This window comes from Amycolatopsis sp. lyj-84, from assembly GCF_046549075.1.
Lineage (GTDB): Bacteria > Actinomycetota > Actinomycetes > Mycobacteriales > Pseudonocardiaceae > Amycolatopsis.
This window is the reverse complement of sequence record NZ_JAJPWO010000005.1, coordinates 72,943-87,437: the sequence shown is the minus strand read 5'-3', so window position 1 is coordinate 87,437 and position 14,495 is coordinate 72,943. Positions and strand designations below refer to the sequence as shown.

Below are 14,495 nucleotides of genomic sequence, written 5' to 3'. Positions count from 1 at the left end.
GCGGAGGCATGCCGCTCAGTGAGCGACCGGTGAAATCCTCGGCAGCCCGGCTACCTCACCAAGATGACCAAGATGCCTGCCCGCCCTGGCACGAATCTTGGATTCTCCTTGTATCCCGTGCCGGAACAGCGTGACGATATAGTAGAACAAAGGCGTCTACTTCTGCGTCATCCGTCGAACCGACCCCGATTCACCATGAATTTCCGTTGTTCGACCGGCGCCACCAACCAGGACCACCACGAATTCCCCCGGATCAATTCCGTTGACCATCGGCGCGAGGGGGCCGAGTTGTAAAACTCAGGGAATTCTGGGATTTTCCTTGTATCCTCCCTCGTACTTGACTCGGGGAGGAGGGGCCTTGATCGAGTTCGGACTTCTGGGAGAGATAGAGGCCCGCTGGAACGGCGAGCCGATGGAACTCGGCCACAAGCGGCAGCGATCGGTGTTGGTGGTACTCCTGACCGAACCGAATCGAGTGATGTCCGCCGACCAGCTGATCGACCGGGTGTGGGCCCGGCAACCACCCCGTGGTGCCCGTGGCACGCTGTATGGCTACCTGTATCGGCTACGGCAGGCATTGGCCGAAGCCTCGGACGTCGACATCGTGCGAAGATCCGGCGGCTACGCGCTGAGCGTCGACCTCCGGGCCGTGGACCTGCACCGGTTTCGTGACTTGATCGGCCGAGCCAACGAGGCCGAAGGGGAATGCGCGCTGACCCTGTTCGACGAGGCGCTCGGACTGTGGCGGGGCGAAGCCTTCGCCGGGATCGATCTTCCTTTCGTCAATGCCCTGCGGGACACGGTGAACAAAGAGCGGCTCGCGGCGCAGTTGGACCGTAACGACCTCGCGTTACGCCTTGGACAGCACGCGGTGGCACTGCCCGCTCTCGCTGCCATGGCCACCGAGAATCCGCTGAACGAACGGGTGGCCTGCCAACTGGTCCTGGCCCTGTATCGCGATGGCCGCGCGGCCGAGGCGTTGGAGCACTACGAGCAGATACGAAGACGGCTGGCCGACGAGTTCGGTGCCGACCCCGGGTCCGCCTTGCGGGAGTTGCATCACCGGCTGCTGACGGCCGACCCGGCCTTGTCCACCTCCGTCGTTCCCGGCAGGCCGAGTACACCGCCGCGGCAGCTTCCCTCACCGCCCGGGTCGTTCGTCGGACGGGCTCGCGAACTGGCCGAACTCGACGGCTTCCTGGCCACGCGGGGCGACACCGATATCGTCGCCACGATCGATGGCAGCGGTGGCATCGGCAAGTCCTGGCTGACCTTGCACTGGGCTCACCGCAACCTCGACCAGTTCCCGGACGGGCAGCTGTACTGGGACCTTCGCGGGTTCGATCCGGCGGCAGGCCCCGTGCCGCCGACCGTCGTACTCTGCGGGTTCATCGAGGCTCTCGGTATCGATCCCGAAACGATCCCGACGGGTACCGATGCCCAGGCCGGACTGTTCCGCAGTGTGACCGCCAACCGCAGGTTGCTGATCATTCTGGACAACGCCAGGGACTCCGCCCATGTCCTGCCGCTTCTGCCAGGGTCACCGTCTTGCACCGTCGTGGTCACGTCGAGGAACCAGCTCACCAGTCTGACCGCCTCGCACAACGCTCGACGGCTCACGGTGAAAGCGCTGAACACAGCGGAGGCGACCGAGTTGCTGACCCGCAAACTGGGCAGGGAGCGGGTGATCTCCCAGCCCGAGGCCGTCGCCGAGCTGCTGGGTCATTGCGCCGGTCTTCCTCTGGCGCTGGGCATCGTGGCGGCGCGCGCCTGCACCAACCCCGGCTTCCCGTTGGCGGTGCTGGCCGACGAGCTACACGATGTTTCCACCCGCCTCGACGCTCTGGACACCGGCGAGCCGACGAGCAGCGTTCGTGCGGTGTTTTCCGCCTCCTACCAAGCCCTTCGACCGGATGTCGCGAGGGTGTTCCGGCTGCTGGGCCTGGTACCGAGCCCCGACATCAGCCTCGCCGCGGTGGCGAGTCTCGCCGGTCAGCCCAAGGCCGGCACCCACATCGCCATGCGCGGCCTCGAGGCGGCGCATCTCGTGCAGCAGCCTGTCCCCGGCCGATATCGTATGCACGACCTCGTCCGGCTGTATTCGGCCGAACACGCGCAGTGCGACGAGCCTGCCGATTCCCGAACGGCGGCGGTCCGGCGATTGTGTCTTTTCCATCTCCAGACGGCGTACGCCGCAGACCGCCTCGTCTATCCTCAGCGCCCGCCGATCACGCTGGCCTCGGCGGAAACCGGCGGTGTGCCGCATTCGATAGTGGACCGCGCTTCCGCGATGACCTGGTTCGAACAGGAGTTTCCCTGCCTGCTCGCAGTTCAGCACCTTGCCTCCGAGCAGGGCTGGGACACGCTCGTGTGGCAGCTGGCCTGGGTGCTGCACAGTTTCTTCTGGAGGTCCGGCGACTGGCATGACTGCGTCGCCGCTTGGAGCCTCGGCGTGGCCGCGGCCGACCGGCTCGGAGCGTCCGACGTCCAGGCTTTGGCTCGTCGCAACCTCGGCGAGGCCTGTGCCCACGTGGGTGACCACGACGGAGCTCTCAAGAATCTCGAGCACGCACTCGAACTGGCCGAGTCGAGCGACGACCGGGCCGCGTTGGTACTCACCCACCGATCGCTGTCGGTCGCGTGGGAGCAACAAGGAGACGACAAGCGGGCGTTACGGCACGCCGAGGACATGCTGCGACTCTGCGAAGACACCGGGGACCATCTGGGAACCGCCGACGCACTGCACGGGATCGGCTGGCTCCAAGCCCGGCTCGGCCAGCACCGGCGAGCGACCGCCACCTGCGAGCAGGCTCTTGCGCTTGTCAAGCAGCATGACCGTCGCGAGGCCGAAGCCGCCGTCCTCGACAGTCTCGGCTACATAGCCCACCACTCCGGTCAAAGGGCCATGGCGCTGAAACACTTTCACCAAGCGCTCGCACTGTGCCGGGACCTGGGCAACACCCACATCGAGGCGGAAGTCCAGGTCCACCTCGGCGAAACACTCCGCGCGGACGGCGAACACGATCAGGCTCGCCAGGCATGGCAGCGGGCCCTTCACCTCTATGAAGAACAGCACCGCGTGGCGAAGGCCGAGAGCCTCCGACAGGAACTGGCCGCCGTGCCGCCCTCTGCACCGTGAGCCGGAAAACGGCGATCCCAGCTTTCGCCCAGATCCTCCGGGGAAGATGAGTGACACCTGGCCGTCAGGTGACCCACCGAGACCAGGCGGACGAACGAACAACGAACGCTGAGGGAAGAATGCGACAAGTCAAAGGACTCCTAGTGGTATGGGCATCGGCCGGTGTACTCGGCCTGATCGCACCAGGCCTCCCACTCGCTTCGCACGACGCGGCCGTGTCCACGGCGAGAGCCGGCACCGTACCTCCGCCGGACTACTCACCGGCCGGAACCGCTTGGTGCACCAACAGCACCCCTGCGGGAAATTGGGAACCGTGTTGACCCAGCGAGGGCTCGGCCCTCACCGGAGCCGGCCACGGCAGGTGGCCTGATCTCGCGTTGCCGCAGCGATCACGTCGTGTCGAGGGGTCACGACGTGGTACCGGCTCGGCTCGCGGCGGTCGTGCCCTCGACACAGGCGACATCGGCCTTGTCGAGGGCGCGATGAGCGGCATCGAGGGTGCTCGCGGCTTCACGAGGTCCTGATACGAGCAGGACCTGCGGTGACGCCGCCGCGGCCCGGATGGAAGACTGTCCGGGTGATCACCCGGCTGCGGTCCTGTTGGTCCGCGATCCGGTACCTGGCAATCGGCGCGGCCTCCTCCATGGTCGCCTGGTTCGCTCTCATGGGCATGATCTTCGTGCTGCTGATGTGCCCGTTCGGCGTCGGGATCCCGGCGTTGCCGATCGCGCTCCAGCTGATCCGGCGTCCGGTCAACTTCGAACGACGGCGGGCCGCGCGCCTGCTGGGCGAGCCGATCCCCGAGCCGTACCGCGCCGGGAACCCGGTGACGGATCCGGCCTCACGGCGGGACCTCGGCTGGCTCGCCTTCCACGCCGCCACCGGCTTCGTCATCGGGACGTTCGCCGTCGCGCTGCCGCTCGGCGGCCTCCGGCAGATCATCTCGGCGTTCGTCTGGCCGTCCGTCGACGGTGGGGTGGAGAGCTCGCTCGGCTTCATGGTGACGTCCTGGCCACTCGCGGCGCTCAGCGCGATCACCGGCGTCGGCATGATCGCGCTGATGTTCCTGTTCCCCAGGGTGGCCCGTTGGCAGGCATCCGCCGCGAAGAAGCTGCTCGCTCCCGCGCCCGGGGTCGTGCTGACCGACCGCGTCGTCGAACTGGCCGCGTCCCGCGCCGCCGCACTGGAGGCGCACGGCGCCGAACTCCGTCGTCTCGAACGGGATCTGCACGACGGGACGCAGGCGAGGATCGCCGCGGTGGTGCTGCAACTGGGGATCGCCGACTCGATTTTCGAGAAGAATCCGGAAAAGGCCCGGGAGTTGCTGGGCAAGGCGCAGGACACCGCGACCGGCGCGCTGGCCGAACTGCGGACCGTCGTGCGCAGTATCTATCCGCCGCTGCTGACCGACCGCGGCCTCGACGGCGCCGTCACCGCGCTGGCGGATCGCTGCCCCGTTCCGTGCACCGTGGACGTTCTCAGCAGCAGCCGTCGCCCGGCCGCTGTCGAAGCCGCCGCCTACTTCGTCGTCGCCGAGATGCTGACCAACATCACCAAGCACTCCGGCGCCGAACACGCCTCGATCACACTCGACGGCACCGCCGACACCCTGCTCATCGAAATCCGTGACGACGGCCACGGTGGCGCCGAAGAATCCGGCGGCAGCGGCCTGTCCGGCATCCGCAAGCGCGCCGAAGCGTTCGACGGGACCTTGAAGCTGACCAGCCCGGCCGGTGGGCCGACCGTACTGAAAGTGGAGCTGCCATGCGGGTCGTGATCGTCGAGGACGACGCGCTGTTGCGAGAAGGCCTGGTGTTGCTGCTGAACACTTCGGGCATCGACGTCACCGCGGCGGTGGACAACGTGGACGAATTCCTCGACCTGGTCACCAAGGAACGGCCCGACGCGGTGATCACCGACGTCCGGCTGCCGCCGACCCACACCGACGAAGGCCTCCGGGCCGCCGTCAAAGCGCGAAAGATGTACCCCGGGCTACCCGTCCTCGTGCTGTCCGCCCACGTCGAAACCGGCTACGCGGCCGAACTCCTGGCCGACGGCAAGGGCGCAGTCGGGTACTTGCTGAAGGAGCGGGTCGGGAAGGTCGAGAAGTTCCTCGATGCGCTGGACCGGGTCGTCAAGGGCGGGACGGCCATGGACCCCGAGGTGATCACCCAGCTGATGGCGCATCGCCGGGCGACCGACCCCCTCGAAGGACTGACCGCGCGGGAACGCGAGGTGCTCGGGCTGATGGCGGAGGGGTACAACAACACGACCATCGCCGAACTGCTGGTGGTGAGCGATGGCGCGGTGCACAAGCACATCCGGAACATCTTCGCGAAGCTCGGGTTGCCGGAGGACAGTGGGCACCGGCGGGTTTTGGCGGTTTTGGCCTACCTGGGCGGGAAGGGCTGAGTCCGTCCTTTCGGGACGGTTGGCCTTGGCTGTCCCACCATGAGGGTCGCACCAGCCTTTCCGGGGTGTCGCGAAAGCCACTTTCGGGACGTCTGATGTCCCGAAAGTGGCTTTCGCGACGTCCCGGGAGGCTGGTGCGGCCTTCACGGTGGCTTTGTGGCTGAACCCAAGGTGAGCGAAGGCGTGACTCGCGTGATTGGAGCCGGATCTCGCGTGTTCAGACCCCGAACTCCGTGAGCGTCTCCCGATCACGTGAGATCCGGCTTCAAGCACACGTGATCCGTCTCTGATCACCCGCGAACGCCCATCCCGCCCGAACACGCCACGTTGCCCTCCTCCTCGGAGAACCCGAAGCGCCACTCACGACCACGGTGACCCACTCGGTACCGCGCTAGGACACGTCGCCGCGATTAGTCCTCTACTTGCGATTTACTTCGCGTCCGCGTAGGTGTCCACGGCGGCGATGTGCAAGGGGAACCGGACCGGGCAGGCCTCCCCGAACAGCATCCGTGCCGCCTCCGTCATGCTGTCCACAATGGACTGCGAGACCTCGTCGGCGAACTCGGCGGGGGTGTGCACCAGGACCTCGTCGTGCTGGAAGAACACCAGATGCGCGGGGGAGGGGAGCTTGCCCCGCAGGGTCGCCAGCAGGACCGCGGTCATGTCCGCCGCACTCGCCTGCACGACGAAGTTGCGGGTGAACCGGCCCCAGTTGCGGGACGCCTGGCGAGCCTTGAGCTCTCCGGCCTCGTCGTCCGCGACACCGCCGGTCAGCGCGCGCCAGGCCTCCGACGGCGCGGGCGACGTGCGGCCGAGCCGGGAGCGGACGCGCTCGCCGCGTTCCCCGGCCTGCGCGGCACGCTCCACATAGGACACCGCGTCCGGGAACCTGGTCCGCAGCAGCGCCAGCAGCGGTCCCGCCTCGCCGGACGTGCCGCCGTACATCGCCGAAAGCATCGCGATCTTCGCCCGGTCGCGGTCGTCACGGTCGTCCCAGGCGGGCACCGGGACGCGGCGGACCCCGGAGAACATCGCCTCGGCGAGGCTCGCGTACAGATCCGTGGCCGCGGCGACGTCGGCCAGCTTGCGGTCCCCGGACAACGCCGTCAGCACCCGCGGCTCCAGTTGCGCGGCGTCGGCGACCACCAGTTTCCAGCCCGGATCGGCGCGGACGCAGGTTCGCAGGACCTTCGGGATCTGCAGCGCGCCGCCACCCCGGCTCGCCCAGCGTCCGGAGACGACCCCGCCGACGATGTAGTGCGGGCGGAACCGGCCGTCGTGCACCCACTCGTCGAGCCAGGTCCAGCCGTTGGCCGAATGCAGCCGCGCGAGTTCCTTGTACTCCAGCAGCGGCGGGACGGCGGGGTGGTCGATGTCGCGCAGCAGGTACTTCCTGGCCGACGTGACCTCGATGCCCTCGCGTCCGAGCGCCCGGACGACGCTGGCCGGGGCGTCCGGGTTGACCGGGCGCCCGCCGAACGCCTCGCTGATCCGCGCCGCCAGCTCGACCAGCCGCTTCGGCCGCTGCCCGGCCGGGACGCGCGGCCCGAGCTGATCGGCGAGCAGTGCGAGATGCAGGTCCGCCCGCCACGGCAGCCCGTCGGCCGACATCTCCGCGGCCGCCAGCGCGCTCGCCGACTCGGCGGCGAACAACAGCCGGAGCCGCTCCGGATGATCGGTGAGCGCGACGCGCTTCTCCTGCTCGGCCAGCACCCGGCGGGCCGCGTCGATCACGGTGACGCCGGACGGCAGCCGGGGGCCGCGCGTCTCGAACAGCGTCGGCTGGTCGTCCTCGGCCCAGAGGGGCGGCTCGTCGGCGGGCGCCTCCTGCCCGTTCGCCCTGGCCAGCGCGCCGTGCAGGCTCCGCGACTCCTGCGGGCGGCCCTCGTGGGCCAGCAAGAGCCCCTCGGTCAACGTCAGGTCGTGACACCGCCGCACCCGGACGCCCGCCTTGATCAACGCCGGATACGTCCTTTCGACCGACGGGAACACCCAGCGTGGCGCGTGCTCCGCCTCCAGGCGCCGCACCTCGTCGACGAACTCCGCAAGCTTCAGGCCCCGCGGCGCTTCCCCGGAAATCGAGATCGCGAAGTCGCCATCTTCCTCTTGACCTGCGAACGCTTGCACGTTGCCATTGTGCTAGTTACCACCGACATTTCTGTCACCAGCACGCTAGTGCGCCTGCGCTACCGGTCGGCTACTGTCGAGTAGCAACCCATACCGCCGGTACGTGAAGGCGGAATGGCGTCTCGCCGCAGCAGCAACGGAGGTGCCCGGATGAGAAACCCCACCGGCCTCGCCACCCTGGTGGCGGGCAAGGTGACCGAGACCGTGCGGAGCATCGACGTGATGCGCCAAGCGGGCCTGCTCCCGATCCCGCGGGTCGACGAGGGCCTGCGTTCGCTGGTCATGGTGCGGAAGTGGGGTCCGTTCGCCGGCGCGAACATGATCGCCGCCCGCCGGGACCCGACCGCGACCGGCATCATCGACGAACTCGGCCCGCTGACCTTCAAGCAGCTCGACACCCAGTCGAACGCGCTGGCCAGGGCGTGGGCGGAGCGTGGCCTCGGACCGGGTTCGGTGATCGCCGCGTTGTGCCGGGACCACCGCGGTCTCGTGCTGACGATGCTCGCCTCCGGCAAACTCGGCGCGAAGCTGCTGCTGATGAACACCGGGTTCGCCAAACCGCAGCTCGCGGACGTCGCGAAGCGCGAAGGTGTCACGGCGCTCGTCTACGACCAGGAGTTCACCGACCTGCTGGACGCGGTCGAGGGCGAGGTCGACCACTACCTCGCGTGGGTCGACTCGGACACCGTGCGCCCACGCGACATCCCGGTCGTCACCGAACTGGTCGCCAGCACCGACGACCGCCCGTGGCCCGCGCCCGCCAAACCGGGTGGTTTCATCCTCCTGACCAGCGGCACCACCGGGACACCGAAGGGCGCGCCGCGGCCGCACACCTCGGCGCTCGCCTCCGCGCAGTTCCTCGACCGCATCCCGCTGCGGACCGGCGAGGCGACCTACATGGGCGCGCCACTGTTCCACGGCACCGGGTTGTCGCAGTTCATCCTGTCCTTCGCGCTCGGCTCGAAGGTCGTCATGCGGCGCAAGTTCGTGCCGGAGGAGACGCTGCGCGGGGTCGCGGAGAACCGCTGTACGACGCTGGTCCTCGTGCCGACGATGCTGCAGCGGATCGTCGACCTGCCCGAAGAGATCCGCGCCAAGTACGACACCTCGTGCCTGCGGATCATCTTCGTCGCGGGTTCCGCGCTGTCCCCGGACCTCGGGAACCGCGCGACGGCCGCGTTCGGCGACGTCGTGCACAACCTCTACGGCTCGACGGAGGTCGCGGTCGCGACCGTCGCGACGCCGGAGGACTGGCGCAAGGCGCCGGGCACGGTCGGCCGCGCGCCGGTGGGCTGCAAGGTCGCGCTGTACGACGAGAAGGGCGGCAAGATCACCGAGCCGCATGTCACCGGCCGGGTGTTCGTCGGCAGCGGGCTGAGCTTCCAGGGCTACACGGACGGGCGGCACAAGGAGATCATCGACGGTCTCCTCTCCAGCGGCGACGTCGGTCATTTCGACGAGGACGGCTTGCTGTTCATCGACGGCCGCGACGACGAGATGATCGTCTCCGGCGGCGAGAACGTCTTCCCGATCGAGGTGGAGAACCTCCTGGTCGAACGCGAGGACGTCCTCGAAGCCGCTGTGGTCGGTGTCGAGGATCCCGAGTTCGGGCAGCGGCTCAAGGCGTTCGTGGTGCGGGCCGACAAGTCGGACCTGGACGTCGACGGGGTGCGTGAGTACGTCAAGGCCAACCTCGCCCGGTACAAGGTGCCGCGCGACGTGGAGTTCCTCGACGAGCTACCGCGCAACGCGACCGGAAAGGTACTGCGCAACAAGCTGCACTAGTACTCCCAGTCGATGCCGAAGACCCCGGGACCGAAGTCGAGCGCGACGGCGTGGACGCCGTTGTTCTGATCGAGCTTCAGGTCCCGGCGGTCCAAGGGAGATGTCCCTTGCCGCGAATACTGCCAGCACTTCGTCGGGATGGTGTCCGGGTCGAACCGGATCTCCAGCAGGTACTCCCGGACCGGACGCCGGAACTCGCGGTAATGCGTGTTCCGGCATTCCGGGTACGGCGGGCCGGGGTTCGTCAGGGAGTACTCGATCAGGTGCGTCTCGCCGCGGTCGATGGGCCGGTCGAAGAGCAGTTCGGCCACCGTGAGCCCGTGCTCGTCGTCGACCTCGGCGCGGCCGACGTGGCAGTTGCGCAGCGTGTTCAGCACCGGCGGCCCGGCTTCCGGATCGCCCTGGGCGTAGACCAGCAGCCAGCGATCCTGCCCGTCCGCGCCCGCCTGGAACACCGCCCGCGCGGTCACCGCGCGTTGCCCGCCGTCCGCGGCGATCTCGCACAGGTCGTGCAGGCCGACCAGTTTCAGCTGATGGTGTTGCTCGAGCGCGTTAGGGGCGCCGACCTTCTCCAAGAGCGCCTGAAGCGCTTCGAGTGGGAAGGTCAACGGCTGTTCGGTGGTGGCCCGGCTGCGGCGTGACGACGCCCCGCGCGGCCGCGGCGGCGGCAGCAGGCTGAGCAGCGAACCGGCGGGAATCGCCAGGACCTCTTCGAGGACCCGGACCGCGGACAGCGAGCTCTGCCGTTCCGGCTGGCGTTTGCCGGACTGCCAGTAACTCAACGCGGTGACGCTGACCGACGCGCCTCGGGCCAGAAGCCGGGCTTGGATCCGGTCGAGACTCAGGCCGCTGGTGGCGATAGCCGACCGCAATGCCGTGGCGAACGCGGTCCGCGGCTCCTCTTCATCGTCCGTGGTCACTCGATCCGCCGTGCTCCCCGCCACCATATGTCGCCCGACCGCCCCCGCCTGCCGTTTCTGGACACCGTTGGAGTTGATAACAACACGAATAACTTTAACAGTCTGGGGTAACACTCCAGGGGCGCCTTCTGCCAGGCGAAAACGCCTTTCCGGACGAGCGCCGTTAGTCCTTATGGCCTAGTACTGGTAACTGTGAATCATTGCCCGGCACCTGGCGAACCGGTTTGCATGGCTGCAGCAACGATCATCCTCCCGGGTGATCCGCACGGCGCGGCAGGAAGGGAACCAGTGAGCAAGTCCCGGAAGAACCTGAAGTCCCGAAAGACCCGTAGCGGTTTGGTGGCGGGAGTCGCCCTCGCCGGTGTGACCGCGGCGGTCGCCACGTTCGGTGCGGGTGCGGCCAACGCCGACCAGCAGGGCGAGATCCGCGGCGCCGGTGCGGCCAACGCGGTCGGCGGCAGCTACATCGTCGTCCTCAAGCCCACCGCGGTCGGCCAGGGCGTGGCCGCGGCGAGCGAGATCACCGCGAACGTCGCCTCCAAGGCACAGGGCCTCACCGGTCAGTACGGCACCACGCTTTCCCGCACCTACGGCTCGGCGCTGAACGGCTTCTCGATCAAGGCCGACGAGGCCGCCGCGAAGCGCCTCGCCGCCGACCCGCAGGTCGCGTACGTCGTCCAGAACAAGACGTTCAAGATCAGCGAGACCCAGGACAACCCGCCGTCGTGGGGGCTCGACCGCGTCGACCAGGCGGACCTGCCGCTCGACAACAAGTACACGTACCCGACGAAGGCCGACAACGTCACCGCCTACGTCATCGACACCGGTGTCCGCGGCTCGCACAAGGACTTCGGTGACCGCGCGACCGGCGGCAAGGACTTCGTCGACAACGACGACACCCCCAACGACGAGCACGGTCACGGCACGCACGTCGCCGGCACCATCGGCGGCACGGACCACGGCCTGGCCAAGGGCGCCAAGATCGTCGGCGTCCGGGTGCTGGACGCCAACGGCAGCGGCACCACCGAGGGTGTCGTCGCCGGTGTCGACTGGGTCGCGGCGAACGCCAAGGGCCCGTCGGTCGCCAACATGAGCCTGGGCGGTGGCGCGGACGACGCCCTGGACGAGGCGGTCAAGGGAGCCATCGGCAAGGGCGTGACCTTCGCGCTCGCGGCGGGCAACGAGTCCTCCGACGCCGGCACCACCTCCCCGGCCCGAGTCAAGGAGGCCATCACGGTGGCCGCCAGCGACAAGACCGACAAGCAGGCCAGCTTCTCGAACTACGGTTCGGTCGTGGACCTCTACGCGCCGGGTGTCGACATCACCTCGTCGTGGGGAACCGGTGACGACGCCACGAACACCATCAGCGGTACCTCGATGGCCGCTCCGCACGTCGCGGGCGCTGCCGCCCTGTACCTCTCGGCCCACCCTGACGCCACCCCGGCCCAGGTCGCCGAAGGCCTGGTCGCCGCGGCCGCCGACGGCAAGATCAGCAACCCGACCGGGGGCACCGCGAACAAGCTGCTCCAGGTGAAGTAAACGTCCTTGCGGACAGGCTGCCCCCGGCGAACTCCAGGCGCCGGGGGCAGCCACCTGTCCGAGGGGCGCCGGACTTGTTACCAACGGGTAAGCTCCAGCCATGGTCCTGCGGAAGAACATCCTGATCACCGGGGCGAGCTCCGGACTCGGCGAGGGAATGGCCAGGCAGTACGCCGCCAGAGGCCGCAATCTGGCACTGGCCGCCCGCCGTGTCGACAGGCTCGAAACCCTCGCCGCGGAACTCAAGAAGGCTTATCCCGGCATCACCGTGGTCACCCGGAAGCTGGACGTGAACGACCACGACCAGGTCTTCACCGTCTTCGAGGAGTTCCGTGAGGAGCTCGGCTCCCTCGACCGCGTGATCGTGAACGCGGGCCTCGCCAAGGGACAGCCGATCGGCTCCGGCCGGTTCGACGCCAACCGCCAGACCCTGCAGACCAACTTCCTCGCCGCGGCCGCCCAGATCGAGGCCGCCGTCGGCATCTTCCGTAAGCAGAAGGAAGGCCACCTCGTGGTCGTTTCCTCCTTCTCCGCGCTTCGCCCCTTCCCCGGCAACATGACCGCGTACGCCGCCTCGAAGACGGGCGTCTCGGCGCTCGCCGAGGGCACCCGGATCGAGCTGATGAGGACGCCGATCAAGGTCACCCAGCTGCTGCCCGGGTTCATCGAGTCGGAGATGAACGTGGACATCTCGAAGATCCCGCTCGCCGTGAAGGCGGAGACCGGCGCGCAAGCGCTGGTCAAGGCGATCGAAACCGAGAAGGCGAAGGCGTTCGTGCCGTCGTGGCCGTGGACCCTGCTCTCGAAGGTGTTCCGGTTCGTCCCGGTGTCGGTGCTGAAGAAGTTCGCATGACCCTGGCCGAGGACAAGACCGTCGAGGTGCGCGGTGAGGACTCGTTCGACCCCGCGGTGGTGCACGCCTGGCTGTCCGGACGCGTTCCGGGCCTCGGCGACGCGCCGCCCGTGGTTCGCCAGTTCCCCGGTGGAGCCTCGAATCTCACGTACCTGCTCACCTATCCGGACCGCGAGCTGATCCTGCGGCGCCCGCCGCTCGGGCACAAGGCCGCGTCCGCGCACGACATGCGCCGCGAGTTCCGCGTCCAGCAGGCGTTGCGGCCGGTCTTCCCTTACGTGCCCGAGGTTCTCGCCTTCTGCGACGACGAAACCGTGCTCGGCGGCGACTTCTACGTGATGGAACGCCTCGAAGGCCTGATCCTGCGGGGAGATCTGCCCGCGGGGATCGACCTGACGGCCGAGAGCGCGCGTGAGTTGTGCGGCAAGGTCGTCGACCGGCTGGTGGAGCTGCACGCCGTCGACGTCGAGGCCGCCGGGCTGGCCGATCTCGGCAAGGGCGCCGGTTACGTCGAACGCCAGGTGCGCGGCTGGTCGGAGCGGTTTCTCAAGGCGCGCACGGACAACGTCCCCGACTGCGCCGAGGTGATGGCGTGGCTGAAGGAGAATCAGCCGTCCGAGGTCAAGATCTGCTTGATCCACAACGACTACCGGCTCGACAACCTGGTCCTCGACGACGATCTCGGCATCGTGGGCGTGCTGGACTGGGAGATGGCCACCCTCGGCGATCCGCTGATGGAACTCGGCAGCACTCTGGCGTACTGGGTGCAGGACGACGATGACGACGTCATGAAGCTCAGCCGCCGCCAGCCGACGCACGTGCCGGGGATGTACACGCGCGAGGAATTCGTGCGGCGGTACGCGGAACGCTCCGGCCTCGCGATCGGCGACTGGACGTTCTACGAGGTGTACGGCCTGTTCCGGCTCGCGGTGGTGATCCAGCAGATCTACTACCGCTTCCACGCGGGGCAGACGAGCAACCCGGCGCTGAAGGATCTCTGGCAGTTCGTCGGCTATCTCGACGGGCGTTGCCGCCGGATCATCGCGAAAGGCCAGGCGTAATGGGCGCGATCTACCTGGTCCGGCACGGGCAGGCGTCATTCGGCGCGGAGAACTACGACCAGCTCTCGCCGCGCGGCTTCGAGCAGTCCACTGTGGTCGGTGAGGAACTGCTGCGGCGGGGTGTCGAGTTCACCCAGACGCGGTCGGGTTCCCTTGCCCGCCAACGGGACACGGCCGCGACGGCGTTGAAGACGCTCGGTTCCGGGGTTGCCGTCGTCGAGGACGAACGCTGGAACGAGTACGACCACGTCGACATCGCGAAGTACCACGCGGCCGGTGTCCAGCAGACCGATTCGCGGGCGTATCAGGCCGCTTTGGACGGCGCGCTGAGCGCGTGGATCGCGGCCGGAGCCGGCGGACCGTGCGCCGAGACCTGGCCTCAATTCTTGGAGCGGGTGAAGGGCGCGCTGGCGGACGTCGTGGCCGCGTTGGGCAAAGGCGAGCACGCCGTCGTCTTCAGCTCCGGTGGGGTGATCGCGACGGTCTGCGGCGCGCTGATGGGCGCGCCCGAGGCGGGGCTGCTGAAACTGAACCGGGTCACCGTGAACGCGGGCATCACCAAACTGGTGTCCGGCCGCGGCGGGGTGACCCTGCTGTCGTTCAACGAACATCCGCACTTCGAGGCGGAAGCCGCGAAACTGCTCACCTACCGCTAGGAG

The 14,495-nt window shown here is 68.3% G+C and carries 10 protein-coding genes; 8 read left to right on the top strand and 2 right to left on the bottom strand.

What is annotated here, in order from left to right; all coding sequences use genetic code 11:
• Positions 1 to 358 precede the first annotated feature (358 nt).
• The 3 genes from ACLJRM_RS17315 (at position 359) to ACLJRM_RS17305 (ending at position 5,551) form a co-directional block, all read left to right on the top strand.
• Positions 359 to 3,139: a BTAD domain-containing putative transcriptional regulator gene (locus ACLJRM_RS17315; RefSeq protein ID WP_410663585.1), complete on the top strand. Its 2,781-nt coding sequence runs from the start codon at positions 359 to 361 to the stop codon at positions 3,137 to 3,139.
• Between the two features lie 577 nt (positions 3,140 to 3,716).
• Positions 3,717 to 4,916, top strand: a complete 1,200-nt coding sequence (locus ACLJRM_RS17310; RefSeq protein WP_101608119.1) for a sensor histidine kinase — start codon at positions 3,717 to 3,719, stop codon at positions 4,914 to 4,916.
• On the top strand, positions 4,904 to 5,551 hold the full coding sequence (locus ACLJRM_RS17305; protein ID WP_101608120.1) for a response regulator: 648 nt from the start codon (positions 4,904 to 4,906) through the stop codon (positions 5,549 to 5,551). The genes ACLJRM_RS17310 and ACLJRM_RS17305 overlap by 13 nt, the downstream gene beginning before the upstream one ends.
• A gap of 429 nt (positions 5,552 to 5,980) precedes the next feature.
• On the opposite strand, the gene ACLJRM_RS17300 is transcribed toward ACLJRM_RS17305, so the two are convergent.
• Entirely contained in the window at positions 5,981 to 7,678 is a 1,698-nt protein-coding gene (locus ACLJRM_RS17300; protein WP_101605794.1) for a bifunctional 3'-5' exonuclease/DNA polymerase, read from the bottom strand.
• Between the two features lie 150 nt (positions 7,679 to 7,828).
• Here ACLJRM_RS17300 and ACLJRM_RS17295 point away from each other — a divergent pair, with 150 nt between their 5' ends.
• Positions 7,829 to 9,463 (top strand): acyl-CoA synthetase, encoded by a 1,635-nt coding sequence (locus ACLJRM_RS17295; RefSeq protein WP_101605795.1) that lies wholly within the window; start codon positions 7,829 to 7,831, stop codon positions 9,461 to 9,463.
• Here the strand turns inward: ACLJRM_RS17295 and ACLJRM_RS17290 are convergent.
• Positions 9,460 to 10,410 carry a hypothetical protein gene (locus tag ACLJRM_RS17290; RefSeq protein ID WP_174720381.1) on the bottom strand — a complete coding sequence of 317 codons (951 nt, stop codon included), beginning with the start codon at positions 10,408 to 10,410 and terminating at the stop codon, positions 9,460 to 9,462. The two genes, ACLJRM_RS17295 and ACLJRM_RS17290, sit on opposite strands and share 4 nt — an antisense overlap.
• Before the next feature lie 261 nt (positions 10,411 to 10,671).
• On the opposite strand from ACLJRM_RS17290, the gene ACLJRM_RS17285 reads away from it, so the two are divergent.
• The 4 genes from ACLJRM_RS17285 (at position 10,672) to ACLJRM_RS17270 (ending at position 14,492) form a co-directional block, all read left to right on the top strand.
• On the top strand, positions 10,672 to 11,922 hold the full coding sequence (locus ACLJRM_RS17285) for a S8 family peptidase (protein WP_101605797.1): 1,251 nt from the start codon (positions 10,672 to 10,674) through the stop codon (positions 11,920 to 11,922).
• 100 nt (positions 11,923 to 12,022) lie between these two features.
• Complete coding sequence (locus tag ACLJRM_RS17280) at positions 12,023 to 12,775, top strand: SDR family oxidoreductase (RefSeq protein WP_101605798.1); 753 nt, start codon at positions 12,023 to 12,025, stop codon at positions 12,773 to 12,775.
• Complete coding sequence (locus tag ACLJRM_RS17275) at positions 12,772 to 13,836, top strand: phosphotransferase family protein (protein ID WP_410663584.1); 1,065 nt, start codon at positions 12,772 to 12,774, stop codon at positions 13,834 to 13,836. Before ACLJRM_RS17280 ends, ACLJRM_RS17275 begins: the two co-directional genes overlap by 4 nt.
• The gene (locus tag ACLJRM_RS17270; RefSeq protein ID WP_410663583.1) at positions 13,836 to 14,492 is read left to right on the top strand and encodes a histidine phosphatase family protein; all 657 of its coding nucleotides are present in this window, start codon (positions 13,836 to 13,838) and stop codon (positions 14,490 to 14,492) included. The genes ACLJRM_RS17275 and ACLJRM_RS17270 overlap by 1 nt, the downstream gene beginning before the upstream one ends.
• Positions 14,493 to 14,495: the final 3 nt, after the last annotated feature.